Here is a 16,399-nt window from a genome sequence, read left to right as displayed (position 1 = left end):
CCTTTCCATCCCGACGCCGTCTGCGCGTGTGCCCGCCGTCTCGTCCATGTCGAACATGCATGCCGAGCCGGATGCGCGCCCGGGGCGCGCGGTGGCGTGCACTATTCCACGGTGCGTCCCCGCCGCGCATTGCCCTGGACCGCCGCCGGCCATGAATACGTATGCAGCGCGAGCCCCTGTCGCCCCCGCCGACTACCATGGGCCACCGAGTTGGGGATGCTGCATGAACCAGGCCCGCCCGGCGCCGTCGATGCGCCGCTCGCCACGCCTCGCGCTGGCCATCGCGCTCACCCTGGCCGCGGGTTCGCCGCAGGCCGGCGACACCCCGTGGCGCGATTCGATCCAATGGCAGGGCGCCACCGCGCGCATGCAGGCGGATGGCGATGGATGGTCGTTGCAGCCGAAGACAGGCGCCGCGACCCGCATCGCCGCGCAGCCGATGCGCAGCGACACCGCCAGCCCACTGTTCGACGGCCTGTTCGCGCTGGCGCAGCAGGAGCTGACGCGGGCGCAGGTCGAATCCATCTCCGACAGCGCGTACGACAACGGACGACCGATTCCCTGTTCGTGCTTCGAAACCGGCGAGAAGTGGCGTTACGTGTGGACGCGCGACCTGTCGTTCGCGGCGGACCTCGCGCTCGCGCAACTGCGCCCGGAGCGCACGCGCAACGCGCTGCGTTTCAAGCTGTCCGACCTGCGCGCTGGCACGCCGCGGGGAACGTACGTCGTGCAGGACACCGGTTCCGGCGGCAGCTGGCCGATCAGCAGCGACCGGGTGGTGTGGTTCCTCGCCGCGCGCGGCCTGCTCGATGCGCCGGCGGGCGACGTCGATGCCGCGCGCTTCAAGGAGGAAGTCTGGCAGGCGCTGACCGATACGCTCGCGCAGGATCGGCAGTTCGTCTTCGACGCGGACATGGGGTTGTATCGCGGCGAAACCTCGTTCCTGGACTGGCGCGAGCAGTCGTACCCGCGCTGGACCGCGAACGACGTCGCGTTCCTCGCGCAGTCCTTCGCGCTGTCGACCAACGTGCTGCATCACCAGGCGTTGCGGTTGGCCGAACGCATGGCGCGCGAGCGCGGCGACGCGCGCGCGGACGGGTACGCGCGCCAGGCGCAGGCGCTCGCGACGCAGATCGGGCACCGCTTCTGGCGCGAGGAGCGCGGCCTGTACATGAGCTACATCGGGACGGCAGCGCATCCGGTTCCGTTCGAGGCGTACGATCTGCTCGGTCTGTCGCTGCTGGTCGACAGCGGCATCGCGCCGGAATCGCGCGCACGCCGCGCGCTCGCGACCTATCCGATGCTCGACTCCGGCAGCCCGGTGATCTGGCCGCAGCAGCCGGACATCGCGATCTATCACAACCGCGCGATCTGGCCGTTCGTCTCCGCGTACTCGCTGCGTGCCGCGCGCAAGCTGGACGACGCCGGACGCATCGCGCACGAGATCCGCTCGCTGATGCGCGGCGCCGCGCTCGCGGGTTCGAACATGGAGAACTACGAACTCGTCACCCAGGCCGTGCACGTGGACGACGGCGCGCTGAGCGGGCCGGTGGTCAATTCGCCGCGGCAGCTGTGGTCCGTCGCGGGCCATCTGCAGATGGTGATGGAAGGCGTGTTCGGGCTGGGTGCGGACGGACGCGTCGAGCCGAAGATTCCGGCGGACGTCGTGCCGATGCTGTTCGGTCGGCGCGATCGCATTTCGCTGCGGATGCCGGGGCGGGAGATCGTGCTCGTGCGGCCCGCTGTCATCGAGGGCGACCTTCTCGTCGCCGGCGACATCGAGCGCGAAGGTGCGCGGGACACGGTTCGATTGGTATCGAAGCGCGGCGTCGTGCGGCAAAAGTCGACGCCCCTGGACGCGGCGGCCTTCGCGCCGGCGACGCCGGATGCGCCCGCATTGATACAACATGAGACAAGCTGGCGCATCGGGATTCCCGCGAACCAGCGCCTTTACGTCGACGGCACGTTGCGTTCGGATGCGTCTTCATCAATTCGCAGCATCGACCTGCCGATGCGCGACGCGCAGCAGTGCATGAGCCTCACGCGCGTGGAGCGCGGCATCGAATCGCTGCATTCGCCCACCCGCTGCGTCGGTGCCGACCTCGCGATCGACGGCGAATGGCCGCGCCAATGGCGCGCACCGACGGCGGGCCGCTACGCCTTCAGTGTCGACTTCACCAACACCCACGGTCCGATCAACACCGGCATCACCGCCGCGGTGAAGACGCTGGTCGCGCAATGCGAGGGCATGGATGAACAGCGCGGCACGCTGGTGATGCCGCACGGCGCGGCGCAGCAGCGCTCCAACGCGGTCGTGATCGGCGTGCCCGCCAACGCGTCCTGCCGATTCGCCTTGCGCGACGGCGTCAACATGTCGTACCTGAGCCACAACGCCCGTTACACCGGCGGCGCGGGCGGTGCCGAAGGCCCGCTCAACGAGGCCGCGATCGGCGCGCTGCATGCCGTTCCACTGAAGGAGTCGCCCGCACGATGAGCACGAAACCGCAGCTGTCGTTCTGGCAGATCTGGAACATGTGCTTCGGCTTCCTCGGCATCCAGTTCGGATTCGCCCTGCAGAACGCCAACGTCAGCCGCATTTTCCAGACGCTCGGCGCGAGCATGGACGACATTCCCGTGCTGTGGATCGCCGCGCCGCTGACGGGGCTGATCGTGCAGCCGATCGTCGGCTACATGTCCGACCGCACGTGGACGCGCCTGGGCCGTCGTCGTCCGTACTTCCTCGTCGGTGCCGTGCTCGCGACGCTGGCGCTGTTCTTCATGCCGAACTCGCCGACGCTGTGGATCGCCGCCGGCCTGCTGTGGGTGCTGGACGCGTCGATCAACATCTCGATGGAGCCGTTCCGCGCGTTCGTCGGCGACCAGCTGCCGACCTCGCAGCGCGCGAGCGGCTACGCGATGCAGAGCTTCTTCATCGGCGTGGGCTCGGTGATCGCCAGCCTGTTGCCGTGGATCCTCGCGAAGATGGGCGTGGGCAATACCGCGGGTCCGGGCGAAGTGCCGGACACCGTGCGTTACGCGTTCTATTTCGGCGGCGCGGTGCTGCTGGTCGCGGTCGGCTGGACCGTGTTGCGCACGCGCGAATATCCGCCGGACGTGCTGCGCGCGCAGGACACCGCACCGCGCGCCGCGCGCAGCGAACCCGACGGCGCACGCGCGCGACTCAACGGCGCCGCATGGCTGATCGCGGGTATCGTCGGTGCGCTCGGTGTGTGGCGATTCGCGCTGGACAAGCAGCTGTACATCCTCGCCGGCCTGCTCGCGGGCTACGGCCTTGCGCTGATCGTCGCCAGCGGCCTGCGGCGCGACCGCGCGCTGGCGCAGATCGTCGGCGACCTCCACGACATGCCGTCGGAAATGCGCAAGCTCGCGGTCGTGCAGTTCTTCTCGTGGTTCGCCCTGTTCGCGATGTGGATCTACACCACCGGCGCGGTCACGCAGGTGCATTTCGGCAGTACCGATCCCTCGTCGGCCGCGTACAACGAAGGCGCGAACTGGGTCGGCGTGCTGTTCGCGGCGTACAACGGTTTCGCCGCGCTGGCGGCGATCGCGATTCCGTGGATGGTGCGGCGCCTCGGCCTGCGCGTGAGCCATCTGGTGAACGTCACGCTGGGTGGCATGGGATTGCTGTCGTTCCTCGTGATCCGTGATCCGCAATGGCTGTTGCTGTCGATGGTCGGCGTCGGCTTCGCATGGGCGTCGATCCTTTCGCTGCCGTACGCGCTGCTGTCCGACAGCGTGCCCGCCGAGAAGATGGGCGTGTTCATGGGCATCTTCAATTTCTTCATCGTCATCCCGCAGCTGGTGGCCGCGAGCCTGCTCGGCTTCCTGCTCAGGCACTTCTTCGGCGGCGCGCCGATCCAGGCGCTGACCATCGGCGGCATCAGCCTGGTCGTCGCCGGCCTGTGCGTGCTGCGCGTGCAGGAACCGCGCGTCGTCGCCGCCGCGACCACCGTCCATTGAGGAGCCCAGCAAGCATGCGTCCGAACGTGTCCCTCCTTGCGAGCGCGCTCGCGCTCGCCGCTTCGATGCCGAACGCGCACGCCGCGCAGTCGCCGGAGTATTACGGAACGCTCGAGCCGTTCGCGAAGGAAGCGGTGTACTTCGTCGTCACCGATCGCTTCGTCAATGGCGATGCGTCCAACGATCATCGCGATCAGGGCGGACCGAACGACGCGACGCGCACGTTCGATCGTCCCACGCCCGGCAGCGACGCCGGCGACAACATCGGTTACCTCGGCGGCGACTTCAAGGGCATCGTCGATCACCTCGACTACATCCGCGGCATGGGTTTCACCGCGCTGTGGATCACGCCGATCGTCGACAACCCGGACGAGGCGTTCACCGGCGGAAAGCCGGCGCGGAAGGGCGGTTTCCTGACCGACGGTGGCAAGACCGGCTACCACGGCTACTGGGGCGTGAATTTCTACCAGCTCGACGAACACCTGCCGAGCAAGGGCCTGGATTTCAAGGCGCTCGCCGATGCCGTGCACGGGCAGGACATGAAGCTGGTGCTCGACATCGTCGGCAACCACGGCTCGCCCGCGTACTCGATGCCGACGCCGCAGCCGAAGTACGGGCAGGTGTTCGATCGCGACGGCAAGCTCGTCGCCGATCACCAGAATCTCCCGCCGGGCAAGCTCGACCCGAAGAACAATCCGCTGCACCGGTTCTACAACACGTCCGGCGGCCTGGCGGAGCTGTCGGATTTCAACGAGAACAACCCCGAAGTGATGGAGTATCTCGCCGGCGCCTACGCGCAGTGGATCGGGCAGGGCGCGGATGCGTTCCGCATCGACACGATCGGCTGGCTGCCGCATCCGTTCTGGCATGAGTTCGTCGCGCGCATGCGCAGGCAGAAGCCGGGGATGTTCATGTTCGGCGAGGCGTTCGAATACGACGCGAAGAAGATCGCCGAGCACACCTGGGCACGGAACGCGAACGTGAGCGTGCTGGATTTCCCGCTGAAGCAGGGGCTGGAGAAGGTGTTCGGCCGCGAGCGCGCGGGTTTCGAGGAACTGGCCGGGCGGCTGTATCTCGACGGCGGGCCGTACGCGAATCCGTACGAACTGGCGACGTTCTACGACAACCACGACATGGCGCGTCTCGATGCGAGCGACGAAGGCTTCATCGACGCGCACAACTGGCTGTTCACCGCGCGCGGCATTCCGGTCGTGTACTACGGCTCGGAAATCGGCTTCATGCGCGGCAAGCCCGAGCATGACGGCAACCGCAACTACTTCGGCGCGGAGCGCATCGCCGCCGCGCCGTCGCACGCGATCCATCGCAACCTCTCGCGCATCGCGCATGTCCGTGCGCGGACGCCTGCGCTGCAGCGCGGGTTGCAGCTGAACGTCGAACTGAAGGGCGACCGCGCGGCGTTCTATCGCGTGATCCAGCACGGGGGCGTTTCGCAGATCGCGCTGGTGCTGCTCAACAAGGGCGATGCGGCGGCGACGTTCGAGGTGGAGCGGTGGCTGCAGCCGGGCACGTGGCGCGCGGCGATCGCGGGTGGCGAAACGAAGGTGCGTCGCGGCGGTTCGATCGAGGCCACGGTGCCGGCGCATGGCGTGGAGGTGTTCGTGCTCGACGCTGCCGTGACGCAGCCGGAACTGAAGGCTGGGCTGGACCGGTTGATGGCCGCGAGGCGGCCGGAATAAGCGAGGAACGAGTGGAGAGGAACGAGTACTCGTTTCTCGTGCCTCTCCGCCGGTTTCAGGGGCTCAGGCTCCGCTCGACCGGCGCACCACCAGCGACGTCGGCAGCGTGATCGAACGCGTCTGCTCCCCCGCGACCTGCCGCAGCAGCGTTTCCACCAGCAGTTCGCCCGCGCGCTTGGTGTCCTGGAACACGGTGGTCAGCGGCGGGCTGGTGAAGCGGGCCATCGGGATGTCGTCGAAGCCGACGACGGCGATGTCCTCGGGCACGCGCAGCCCGGCTTCGGTCAGCGCGCGCATCGCGCCGATGGCGATGAGGTCGCTCGCCGCGAACACCGCATCGAACGCGCCACCGCGCGCCAGCAGTTCGCGCGCCGCGGCGTAGCCGTCTTCCTCGGAGCTTTCCGCATCGACCTGGAGGATCGCCTCCATCGCGCCGCCGGCATCGCGCAGGGCGGCGTCGCAGCCGCGAAAGCGGTCGAAGAATTCCGGGCAATGACTCGATGCGCCGCCGAGGAAGGCGATGCGGCGTCGGCCGAGGCCGACCAGGTGCTCGCCGGCGAGGCGTCCGCCGTTGACGTTGTCGCAGCCGATCGACAGCCCCGGCTGGTCCGGCAGCACCGCGCCCCAGCGCACGAACCGCGTGCCCTGCGCGACCAGTTTCTCCAGCTTGCCCTGGTAGGCCAGGTAGTCGCCGTAGCCCAGCAGGATCAGGCCGTCGGCCTTCATGCTGTCCTCGTAGTCGGCGTGCCAGTCGTCGGAGAGCTGCTGGAACGAGACCAGCAGGTCCTGTCCCTCGCGCGCGCAGGCGCGGGTGATCGAACCGACCATCGACAGGAAGAACGGGTTGATGTGCGACTCGTCCGGGGTCGGATCCTCGAACAGCAGCAGGGCCAGCGTGCCCGAGCGCTGCGTGCGCAGGCTCGACGCGTGGCGGTCGACCTTGTAGTTGAGTTCGCGGACGGCGTCCTCGACGCGGCGGCGCGTCTCGGCGTTGACCAGCGGACTGCCACGCAGCACGCGCGACACGGTCGCCTGCGACACGCCCGCGCGATGGGCGATGTCCAGCGAGGTGATCTTGGTCTTCTTGCTGCGACCGAGGTAATGCACTTGCGACATTCCGGCAGTATGTAAGCCCTTGTACGCAAAGGCTTGCCGCAGTGCGGCATCGGGCGCTTCGACGCTCGCCCGGCGGAGCCGGAGGGCACGAAGCGGATTACTGCGTTGCACCGTCGGCGATAGGTCCATTCACGCCCTGTCGATACACTGGCGTGATCACCTGCACAGTCCGGGCGTCCAGATGGACCGGTCCAGCGGGGTTTTCTTTCTTCCAGAGGTGCGTGTGTCCGGTCCCAGCCAGGTCAAGGATGTTCCGATCGAGGATCGGGCCCAGCTCGTCGAGTTCCTCAGCTCCGGCATCCGGCCGCGGGAGGACTGGCGCATCGGCACCGAGCACGAGAAGTTCGGCTTCCAGATCTCCGACCTGCGTCCGCCGGCCTTCGACGGCGAGCGCGGGATCGAGGCGCTGCTCAAGGGGCTGACCCGCTTCGGCTGGACGCCGGTGACCGAGCACGACCGTGTCATCGCGCTTACGCGCGATTCGGCCTCGGTGTCGCTGGAGCCGGCCGGCCAGCTGGAACTGTCCGGCGCGCCGCTGGAGAACCTGCACCAGACCTGTTCGGAAACCAACAGCCACCTGCGCGAGGTGCGCACCGTCGCCGAACCGATGGGGCTGGGCTTCCTCGGGGTCGGTTTCCAGCCCAAGTGGCGGCGCGAGGACATGCCCTGGATGCCCAAGGGCCGCTACAAGATCATGCGCGAATACATGCCGAAGGTCGGCTCGCTCGGCCTGGACATGATGACCCGCACCTGCACGGTGCAGGTCAACCTCGACGTCGGCTCCGAGGCCGACATGGTGAAGAAGTTCCGGGTCTCGCTCGCGCTGCAGCCGATCGCGACCGCGCTGTTCGCCGATTCGCCGTTCCTGGAAGGCAAGCCGAACGGATACCTCAGCTACCGCTCGCACATCTGGACCGACACCGACGCCGATCGCACCGGCCTGCTCGACTTCGTGTTCGAGGACGGCTTCGGGTTCGAACGCTACGTCGATTACCTGCTCGACGTGCCGATGTACTTCGTCTACCGCGACGGGCGGTACATCGACGCATCCGGGCAGTCGTTCCGCGATTTCCTCGACGGCAGGCTGCCGGCGTATCCGGGCCATCGTCCCGTGCTGCGCGACTGGGCCGACCACAGCACCACCGCCTTCCCCGAAGTCCGCCTGAAGAAGTATCTGGAGATGCGCGGCGCCGACTCCGGCCCATGGAACCGCATCTGCGCGCTGCCGGCGTTCTGGGTCGGGTTGCTGTACGACGAGACGGCGCTGGATGCGGCGTGGGATCTGGTGAAGGACTTCACCCTCGCCGAACGCCACGCGTTGCGCGACGGCGTTCCGGCGCATGCGTTGAAGCTGCCGTTCCGCAACGGCACCGTGCTCGACCTCGCACGCCGCGCGCTGGAAATTTCCGCGCACGGTTTGCGTCGTCGCGCGCGCCTGAATCCGAATGGCGCGGACGAGACGGTGTTCCTCGATCCGATGATGGAGTTCGCCGAAGCCGGCATCACCCCGGCGGAACGCAAGCTCGACCTGTATCGCGGGCCGTGGCAAGGCGATATCGACCGGGTGTTCCGCGAGTTCGCGTACTGAGGTTCGGCGTCGGCGAAAGCCCCCGGGTGCGGCTTCGCCTCACCCGGGCTACAACAGCTGCGATCGCCCGTGAGGCCCGGGCGTTTGTAGCCCGAGTAGGCGCAGCGCACCCGGGTCGACGGCCGAGGTGACGTCGACGCCCCTCAGAACCGCGACGCCACCAGCTTCGTATCCGCCCACTGCCACGCCGCCGCGTGCCGGCGCTCGGTGTCCGCGGCGGCGTCCTTGAGCTTTAGCTTGCGCTGCGCCTGCGCCAGGCCGTACAGCGACCAGCCGTTCTCCGGGAAGCGCTTGAGGTCCGCCTCGTACACCGCGACGGCTTCCTTCGCCTGCCCCGCATCGAGCAGCGCCGCGCCGAGGAACGGGCGCACCGGCAGCGGCCAGTCCGGCGGCTCGTTGTAGTTGAGCAGATCCTCGGCGGCGACCGCCTTCCGCAACGATGCCAGTCCCGATTTCGTCTGCTTCGTCGCCAGCGCGATCTCGCCCGCGAGCATGTGCTGCGCCACGTCCAGCACGCGGTCGGCGCGATTGATATCCCACAGCACCACCTTCTCCATCGCCGGATCCTGCGCGATCGCCTGCAGCGCCTTGAGCTCCTTCTTCGCGTCGCCGGGCTTGCCGGTGCGCACCAGCGCCATGCCGCGCGCGAAGTGCCAGATCGCCTTCGGATACGGCACGTCCGACGGCGGCGCCTCCGCGTCGAGGATCTGCTGCCACTCGCCGAACCGCACGCGCGCGAACAGCGGCGCGACGATGAACTGCTGCATGAAGTTCATCGCTTCCAGTTGCTGGGCGTCCACGCGCTGCGCGGTCTGGTCGGCGGCTTCGAGCGCGAGTGTGCGCGAGCCGTGCAGCGCCGCGGTCATCGCCGCGAAATGCCAGTTGTGCGGTACGTAACCCAGCGGATACGCGCCATTGCTGCCGCGACACACCGCCAGGAACGCCTTGTCGGCGGTGCTCGCGGCGAGGTTGCTCAAGGTCGCGTCGTGATAGCGGCCCACGCGGATGTAGACGTGCGCCGGCATGTGCACCAGGTGGCCCGAGCCGGGCGCGAGCGCGGCCAGGCGGTCGGCGTAGGGCTCGGCGCGCTGCGGCTCGTTGGAGGCTTCCACCGCGTGGATGTAGTAGTGCACCGCGCCGATGTGGCGCGGGTTGCGTTCGAGCACGCCTTCCAGCGTCGCCAGCAGCGTGTCGGTGTACTGCGTCGGCTGGCCCTGCGCGTTCCAGTACGCCCACGGCGTCAGGTCCATCAGCGATTCGGCGTAGAGCGTGGCGATGTCGTCGTCGCCGGGGAACCGGCGGTGCGCGTCGGCCATCGCCTTCGCGTAGGCTTCGTCGAGCGGCTTGCGGTCCTCCGGCGCGGGCGTGACGTAACGTTCGACCAGCGCGGCGATCAGCGCCTGATCGGCGGGCGTCGCGTTCTTCGACAACTGCTGCGCGCGCAGGGCGAGCGTGGTCGCGTCGGCCGCGAGATCGGGCGACATCGGCAGGTTGATGTTCGGCCCCAGCACCAGCGCCTGGCCCCACACGCACATCGCGCAGGTGGGATCCAGGCGTTCGGCCTCGGCGAAGGCGCGCGCGGCGGCCTCATGGTTGAAGCCGTAGGCCAGCCGCAGGCCCTGGTCGAAATAGCGCTGCGCCCCGGGCACCTTCGTGGCGATGTCGCGATGCAGCTCGCCGAAGGTGTCGAACAGCGGCGGCGCGTTGCCCTGCTGCGCCGCGTCCTCCTTCGGCACCGTGGGACACGCGGCGAGGGCGAGGCAGGCGAGGGCGAGGCTGGACAGGCGGATCAGCGGCGTCATGGCGCACTCCGGCGCGGGGGATATCAGGAAGAACAACGTGCCGCGCCAGCAGGGACGGTCACGCTTCCGCTCCTTCCCCGCCCCACGAACCGTTGCACCCGCAACCGTCGCGCCACCCCATGTTGCAGTGCGGTAGGCTCGCCGGATGACCCGACAACCGCCGCCCGCCGAGTCCGCCAACGACCCCCTCCGCGTCGTCGAGTTCGCCCCGCACGACGCCCTGCTGCGCGAGGACGTGAAAACCGTCGGCGCGCTCGTCGGCGACATCCTCGCCGAGCAGCGCGGCCCGCAGTTCCTCGCCGAAGTGGAGAACCTGCGCCGCGCGGCGATCCGCCGCCGCGAATCGAACGCACCAGTGTCCGAACTCGCGCAGGCGCTGGGCGGGGTCGATCTCGAACACGCCGGCGATCTGGTGCGCGCGTTCGCCACCTACTTCCAGGCGGTGAACGTCGCCGAGCGCGTGCACCGCATCCGTCGTCGGCGCGATTACGAACGCCAGGGCGCGAACCGCCAGCCCGGCGGCCTGCGCGACGTGCTGGCGACGCTCGCCGCCCAGGGCGTCAGCCTGGAGGAAATGGTCGAACTGCTGCAGCGGTTGCGCATCGAGCCGGTGTTCACCGCGCATCCGACCGAAGCCGTGCGTCGCGCGCTGCTGGAGAAGGAGCGCCAGATCGTCACCTGCCTGATCGACGACATCGACCGCACGCGCACGCCGTACGAACATCGCGCGGACCTGGAACGCATGCGATTGGCGCTCACCACGAGCTGGCAGACGGCCGAGACGCCGCCGGTGAAGCCCAGCGTCGCCGACGAGTTCGAGCACGTCGGCTTCTACCTGTCCGACGTGCTCTATCGCGTGCTGCCGGTGTTCTACGAACTGTTCGAGGACGCGCTGCGCGAAACGTACGGCGAACACGTCGCGATGCCGACCGTGATCGGCTTCGGCACCTGGGTCGGTGGCGACATGGACGGCAATCCGAATGTCGGTGCCGACACCATCGCCGCGACGCTCGCCGGCCAGCGCTCGCTGGTGCTTCGTGCGTACCGGCAGGAAGTCGCGGCGCTGGGCGAACTGCTGAGCCAGTCGCTGGAACGCATCGGCGTGGCCGGCGCGGTGCTCGCGCGCATCGAGGAATACCGCTATCTGTTGCCCAAGGCGGCCGCCGCGCTGAAGCCGCGCCATGCGGACATGCCGTACCGCAACCTGCTCGCGCTGGTGGCGGCGCGATTGCGCGCGACCGCGGAGGACCACGTCAACGGTTATCCGGACGCAGCCGCGTTCCTCGCCGACATCCGCATGATCGAAGACAGCCTGCGCGAGCACCATGGCGAACACGCCGGCGGCCATGCGGTGCGGCGTTTGCGGCGTCGCGTGGAATGCTTCGGCTTCCACCTGGCGAGCCTGGACCTTCGCCAGGATTCGGCGACGCACGACGCGGCGCTCGCCGAAGTGCTCGGCGATGCGGAATGGGAAACGCGTTCGCGCGAGGAACGCGCGCAACGCCTGCATCGCCTGCTCGACGGCAGCGAACCGGTGCGCGGCGTAGGCAACGGCAGCGCGCGCCCGACGCTGGACGTGTTCCGCGCGGTCGCGCGACTGCGGCCGCGCTACGGCGCGCAGGCGTTCGGGCCGTACATCGTCAGCATGAGCCGCAGTGCGGCCGACGCTCTCGCCGTGCTGGCGCTCGCGCGCGTGGCCGGTTGCGTCGACGGCGATGGCCGCGTGCCGCTCGACGTCGCACCGCTGTTCGAAACCGTGGACGACCTCGATGCGGCAAGCGAAACGCTGCGCGCGTTGTTCGCCGATCCGGTGTACCGCGCGCACCTGGCCGCGCGCGGGAACCGCCAGGTGGTGATGCTCGGCTATTCCGACAGCGCGAAGGACGGCGGCATGCTCGCCTCGCGCTGGGCGTTGCAGCGCACCCAGATCGCGCTGGCCGAGCTCGCGCGCGAAAGCGGCGTGCGCATCGCGTTCTTCCACGGCCGCGGCGGTTCGATCAGCCGCGGCGGCGGCAAGACCGAGCGCGCGGTGATCGCCGCGCCGCGCGGTTCGGTCGACGGCTACCTGCGTCTGACCGAGCAGGGCGAGGTGATCCATCGCAAGTACGGCATCCGCGCGATCGCGTTGCGCAACCTCGAACAGGCGACCGGCGCCGTGCTGCGCGCGACGTTGCGCCCGCGTCCGCCGGAGCCGCGCGAAGCTCGCTGGCGCGAGATCGCCGGCGAACTCTCGCGCGACGCGCGCGCGCACTACCGCGCGCTGGTGCACGAGAACTCTGACTTTCCCGCGTATTTCCGTGCCGCCACGCCGATCGACGTGATCGAACGGTTGCGCATCGGCTCGCGTCCGAGCAAGCGCGCGGGCTCCGGCGACGTCGGTTCGCTGCGTGCGATCCCGTGGGTGTTCGCGTGGTCGCAGAATCGCGCCGGGCTGACCGCGTGGTACGGCGTCGGCACCGCGCTGCAGCGCGCGCTGGACACGCACGGCCGCGACACGCTGGCCGAGATGGCGCAGGACTGGCCGTTCTTCGGCACCTTGATCGACGACCTGGAAATGATGCTCGCCAAATCCGATCCGGGCATTTTCGAGCGTTACTCGCTGCTGGCCGGCGAGCTGCACGCGCGGTTCCATCCGGGCATCGCGGAGGAGTTCGAACGCACCCGCGACGCGGTGCTGGCGATCAAGGGCAGCGGCGAGCTGCTGGCGGGCGATTACCGGCTGCGGCAGTCGATCCGGTTGCGCAATCCGTACGTGGATCCGATCAGCCTGCTGCAGGTGGACCTGCTGGCGCGGTGGCGCGAGGCGGGGCGACCGGACGACGCGCTGTACCAGGCGCTGGTGGCGACGGTGAACGGGATTTCGGCGGGGATACAGAACACCGGATGAGTCGCGCTGCGCGACTCATCCGATGTCGATGGGCGATGTCCCCTGGAAGACGACTCTTTTGTAGCCCGGGGGTAAGCGAAGCGCACCCGGGGACGTGGTCGCCTTTCCAACCCGGGTGCGCTTCGCTTGCCCGGGCTACAACAGCGCAGGCGTCGCGCACGACCTGAACCATTCAGGTACACCCGCGCCGTTTCACGCGTCCCGCTCCCGCGCCGGCGTATTCTCGAATCGCCGTCACCGCGGGAGCCGGCCATGAAACGTTCCGTTCCCATTCTTCTCGCCGTCTCGCTAATCGCGGGATGCGCCACCACGCCGGCCGTGTTCACCGACTACGACCCGGCCGTGAACTTCGGGCAGTACCAGACGTACCGGTGGACGCAGCGGCCGGAAGGGTTCTCGCCGCTGCAGACGCAACGCCTGGTCGCCGCCATCGACGCGAAGCTGCGCGAGCGCGGATGGACGCAGTCGACCAACGCGCAGGTCACGCTCGCCGGCACGATCGTCACCGAGCGCCGCATGCGCATCGACACCTGGGACACCGGTCCGATGTGGGGCGGCTGGGGTTGGGGGCGCTGCTGCTGGGGCCCGGGCTGGGGCGCGTGGGGAAGCTTCAACACCACCACCACCGTACGCGATTACACCTACGGCACGATCGTGCTCGACATGTTCGACGCGCAGACGCAGCGGCCTCTGTGGCGCGGGATCGCCATGGGCACCGTGCCCGAATCGCCCGTCGCCCAGACCAACGCCATGCAGTTGAGCGTGGACCGCATGTTCGCGCAGTTCCCGCCGACGTCGGCGGCGGCGCGGATGCCCTGAGGAACAGGAAACGAGGGGTGAGGGACGAGAACCTGGAGAGCGAACACCGGTTTCTCGTTCCTCCTCGCCTCTTCCTGCCATGCCGTATACTCCACCCCAGTACCCAGCTGGGCTGCCGACGTGCCGCATTCCCCTGAAGAAAAGAAGCGCGTCCAGGCCCGCATCCGCCGCATCAAGGGCCAGGCCGAGGCGCTCGAACGCGCGCTCGACGCCGGCGCCGACTGCGGTGCGGTGCTGCAACAGATCGCGGCCATCCGCGGCGCGGTGAACGGGCTCATGTCCGAAGTGCTGGAAGCGCACATCCGCGAGGAATTCGGCCACGCCGCGACCTCCGCGCAGCAGCGCGAGGCGCGCGTGGCCGAACTCGCCGGACTGGTCCGCTCGTATCTGAAGTAGCCGCATCGCACGAACCTCGTTCCCCCGTTCCCACGCCATTCCAGGAGTCGCCATGAAATCCCGTGCCGCCGTCGCCTTCGCCGCAGGGCAGCCCTTGCAGATCGTCGAAATCGACGTCGCGCCGCCCAAGGCCGGCGAGGTGCTGGTGAAGATCACCCACACCGGCGTGTGCCACACCGACGCGTTCACGCTCAGCGGCGACGATCCGGAAGGCCTGTTTCCGTGCGTGCTCGGCCATGAAGGCGCGGGTGTCGTGGTCGAAGTGGGCGAGGGCGTCACCAGCGTGAAGCCGGGCGACCACGTGATTCCGCTGTACACCGCCGAATGCGGCGAATGCCTGTTCTGCAAGTCCGGCAAGACCAACCTGTGCGTCGCCGTGCGCGCGACGCAGGGCAAGGGCGTGATGCCCGACGGCACCACGCGCTTCTCGTACAACGGCCAGCCGCTGTACCACTACATGGGCTGCTCGACCTTCAGCGAATACACCGTCGTCGCCGAGGTCTCGCTGGCGAAGATCAATCCCGAGGCGAACCACGAGCACGTCTGCCTGCTGGGCTGCGGCGTGACGACCGGCATCGGCGCGGTGCACAACACGGCGAAGGTGCAGGAAGGCGACAGCGTCGCGGTGTTCGGCCTGGGCGGCATCGGTCTGGCGGTGATCCAGGGCGCGCGCCAGGCGAAGGCCGGCCGCATCATCGCCATCGACACCAATCCGTCGAAGTTCGAACTCGCGCGCAGCATGGGCGCGACCGACTGCGTGAATCCGAAGGATCACGACAATCCCATCCAGCAGGTGATCGTCGAGATGACCGGCTGGGGCGTGGACCATTCCTTCGAATGCATCGGGAACGTCAACGTGATGCGCGCCGCGCTGGAATGCGCGCATCGCGGCTGGGGCCAGTCGGTGATCATCGGCGTCGCCGGCGCAGGGCAGGAGATCAGCACGCGTCCGTTCCAGCTGGTCACCGGGCGCAAGTGGATGGGCACGGCGTTCGGCGGCGTGAAGGGCCGCACGCAGCTGCCGGGCATGGTCGAGGACGCGATGCGCGGCGACATCGAACTCGCGCCGTTCGTGACCCACACGATGCCGCTGGACGAGATCAACGAGGCGTTCGACCTGATGCATGAGGGCAAGTCGATCCGCAGCGTGATCCACTACTGAAAGCCGTGATTCGTGAAGCGTGATTCGTGATTGGAAAGAGCACGGATCCCGCTTCACGGCGCGAAGATCATCACGATCACGAATCACGAATCACGAATCACGAATCACGAATCACGAATCATGGACCGCATCGAACACCGCGCCTGCTTCGGCGGCTGGCAACACGTCTACCGCCATCACTCGACTTCGCTCGACTGCGAGACGACCTTCGGCGTCTACCTGCCACCGCAGGCCGAGCAGCGGTCGTGTCCGGTGCTGTACTGGCTGAGCGGGCTCACCTGCACCGAGCAGAACTTCATCACCAAGGCCGGCGCGCAGCGGTATGCGGCGGAGCACGGCGTGATCCTGGTCGCGCCCGACACCAGCCCGCGCGGGCCGGGTGTCGCCGATGCGGACGGCTACGACCTCGGCGTCGGCGCGGGCTTCTACGTCGACGCGACGCAGGCGCCGTGGTCCGCGCATTACCGCATGTTCGACTACGTCTCGCGCGAGCTGCCGGCGTTGATCGAGGCGCAGTTCCCCGCGACCCAGGCGCGTTCGATCAGCGGGCATTCGATGGGCGGCCATGGCGCGCTGGTCGTCGCGCTGAAGAATCCGGGGCGCTATCGCAGTGTGTCGGCGTTCTCGCCGATCGTCGCGCCGACGCAGGTGCCGTGGGGGCAGAAGGCGTTCGCGGCGTACCTGGGCGAGGACCGCGAGGCGTGGAAGGCGTGGGATACGACGGCGCTGATCGCGTCGGCGACCGAACGCCTGCCGCTGCTGGTCGACCAGGGCGAGGCCGACGAATTCCTCGCCACGCAGCTGCAGCCGCAGCGCCTGCGCGAAGCCTGCGAGGCGGCCGGGCATCCGCTCGAACTGCGCATCCAGCCGGGCTACGACCACAGCTACTACTTCATCGCCAGCTTCATCGGCGATCACATCGCGCATCACGCCGCGGCGCTGAAGGCGTAG

11 protein-coding genes are annotated in these 16,399 nt (G+C 68.6%); 9 read left to right on the top strand and 2 right to left on the bottom strand.

Translation table 11 applies throughout. The features are described from left to right. Window positions 1-223: 223 nt before the first annotated feature. The 3 genes from AC3ANK_RS17345 (at window position 224) to AC3ANK_RS17335 (ending at window position 5,678) form a co-directional block, all read left to right on the top strand. Window positions 224-2,494, top strand: coding sequence for a glucosidase family protein (locus AC3ANK_RS17345; RefSeq protein WP_242525310.1), 2,271 nt, complete (start codon window positions 224-226; stop codon window positions 2,492-2,494). Then, window positions 2,491-3,981 (top strand): MFS transporter, encoded by a 1,491-nt coding sequence (locus AC3ANK_RS17340; protein WP_484171568.1) that lies wholly within the window; start codon window positions 2,491-2,493, stop codon window positions 3,979-3,981. The genes AC3ANK_RS17345 and AC3ANK_RS17340 overlap by 4 nt, the downstream gene beginning before the upstream one ends. Window positions 3,982-4,046: 65 nt before the next feature. Further along, window positions 4,047-5,678, top strand: a complete 1,632-nt coding sequence (locus AC3ANK_RS17335; RefSeq protein ID WP_242525335.1) for an alpha-amylase family glycosyl hydrolase — start codon at window positions 4,047-4,049, stop codon at window positions 5,676-5,678. A gap of 63 nt (window positions 5,679-5,741) precedes the next feature. Here AC3ANK_RS17335 and AC3ANK_RS17330 read toward each other — a convergent pair whose 3' ends face one another. Beyond that, window positions 5,742-6,794, bottom strand: a complete 1,053-nt coding sequence (locus AC3ANK_RS17330; protein ID WP_206862367.1) for a LacI family DNA-binding transcriptional regulator — start codon at window positions 6,792-6,794, stop codon at window positions 5,742-5,744. Window positions 6,795-7,017: 223 nt separating this feature from the next. Here AC3ANK_RS17330 and AC3ANK_RS17325 point away from each other — a divergent pair, with 223 nt between their 5' ends. Further along, window positions 7,018-8,382 carry a glutamate--cysteine ligase gene (locus tag AC3ANK_RS17325; protein ID WP_206862366.1) on the top strand — a complete coding sequence of 455 codons (1,365 nt, stop codon included), beginning with the start codon at window positions 7,018-7,020 and terminating at the stop codon, window positions 8,380-8,382. Between the two features lie 143 nt (window positions 8,383-8,525). Here the strand turns inward: AC3ANK_RS17325 and AC3ANK_RS17320 are convergent, their stop codons facing one another. Beyond that, a complete protein-coding gene (locus AC3ANK_RS17320; RefSeq protein WP_206862365.1) occupies window positions 8,526-10,184 on the bottom strand; it encodes a tetratricopeptide repeat protein in 1,659 nt (552 codons plus the stop codon). Window positions 10,185-10,329: 145 nt separating this feature from the next. On the opposite strand from AC3ANK_RS17320, the gene ppc reads away from it, so the two are divergent. The 5 genes from ppc (at window position 10,330) to fghA (ending at window position 16,399) form a co-directional block, all read left to right on the top strand. Continuing rightward, window positions 10,330-13,071, top strand: coding sequence for a phosphoenolpyruvate carboxylase (gene ppc / locus AC3ANK_RS17315; RefSeq protein ID WP_484171567.1), 2,742 nt, complete (start codon window positions 10,330-10,332; stop codon window positions 13,069-13,071). Window positions 13,072-13,323: 252 nt separating this feature from the next. Continuing rightward, on the top strand, window positions 13,324-13,890 hold the full coding sequence (locus tag AC3ANK_RS17310) for a DUF4136 domain-containing protein (protein ID WP_206862363.1): 567 nt from the start codon (window positions 13,324-13,326) through the stop codon (window positions 13,888-13,890). A gap of 120 nt (window positions 13,891-14,010) precedes the next feature. Further along, window positions 14,011-14,286, top strand: a complete 276-nt coding sequence (locus AC3ANK_RS17305; protein ID WP_206862362.1) for a metal-sensing transcriptional repressor — start codon at window positions 14,011-14,013, stop codon at window positions 14,284-14,286. Between the two features lie 52 nt (window positions 14,287-14,338). Then, window positions 14,339-15,448, top strand: a complete 1,110-nt coding sequence (locus tag AC3ANK_RS17300) for an S-(hydroxymethyl)glutathione dehydrogenase/class III alcohol dehydrogenase (RefSeq protein WP_206862361.1) — start codon at window positions 14,339-14,341, stop codon at window positions 15,446-15,448. Between the two features lie 120 nt (window positions 15,449-15,568). Further along, entirely contained in the window at window positions 15,569-16,399 is an 831-nt protein-coding gene (gene fghA, locus AC3ANK_RS17295) for an S-formylglutathione hydrolase (protein WP_206862360.1), read from the top strand.

The organism is Lysobacter sp. SCRH-1R (assembly GCF_057747855.1).
The sequence above is the reverse complement of the archived record's forward strand: the minus strand, read 5'-3'. Positions and strand labels throughout refer to the sequence as shown.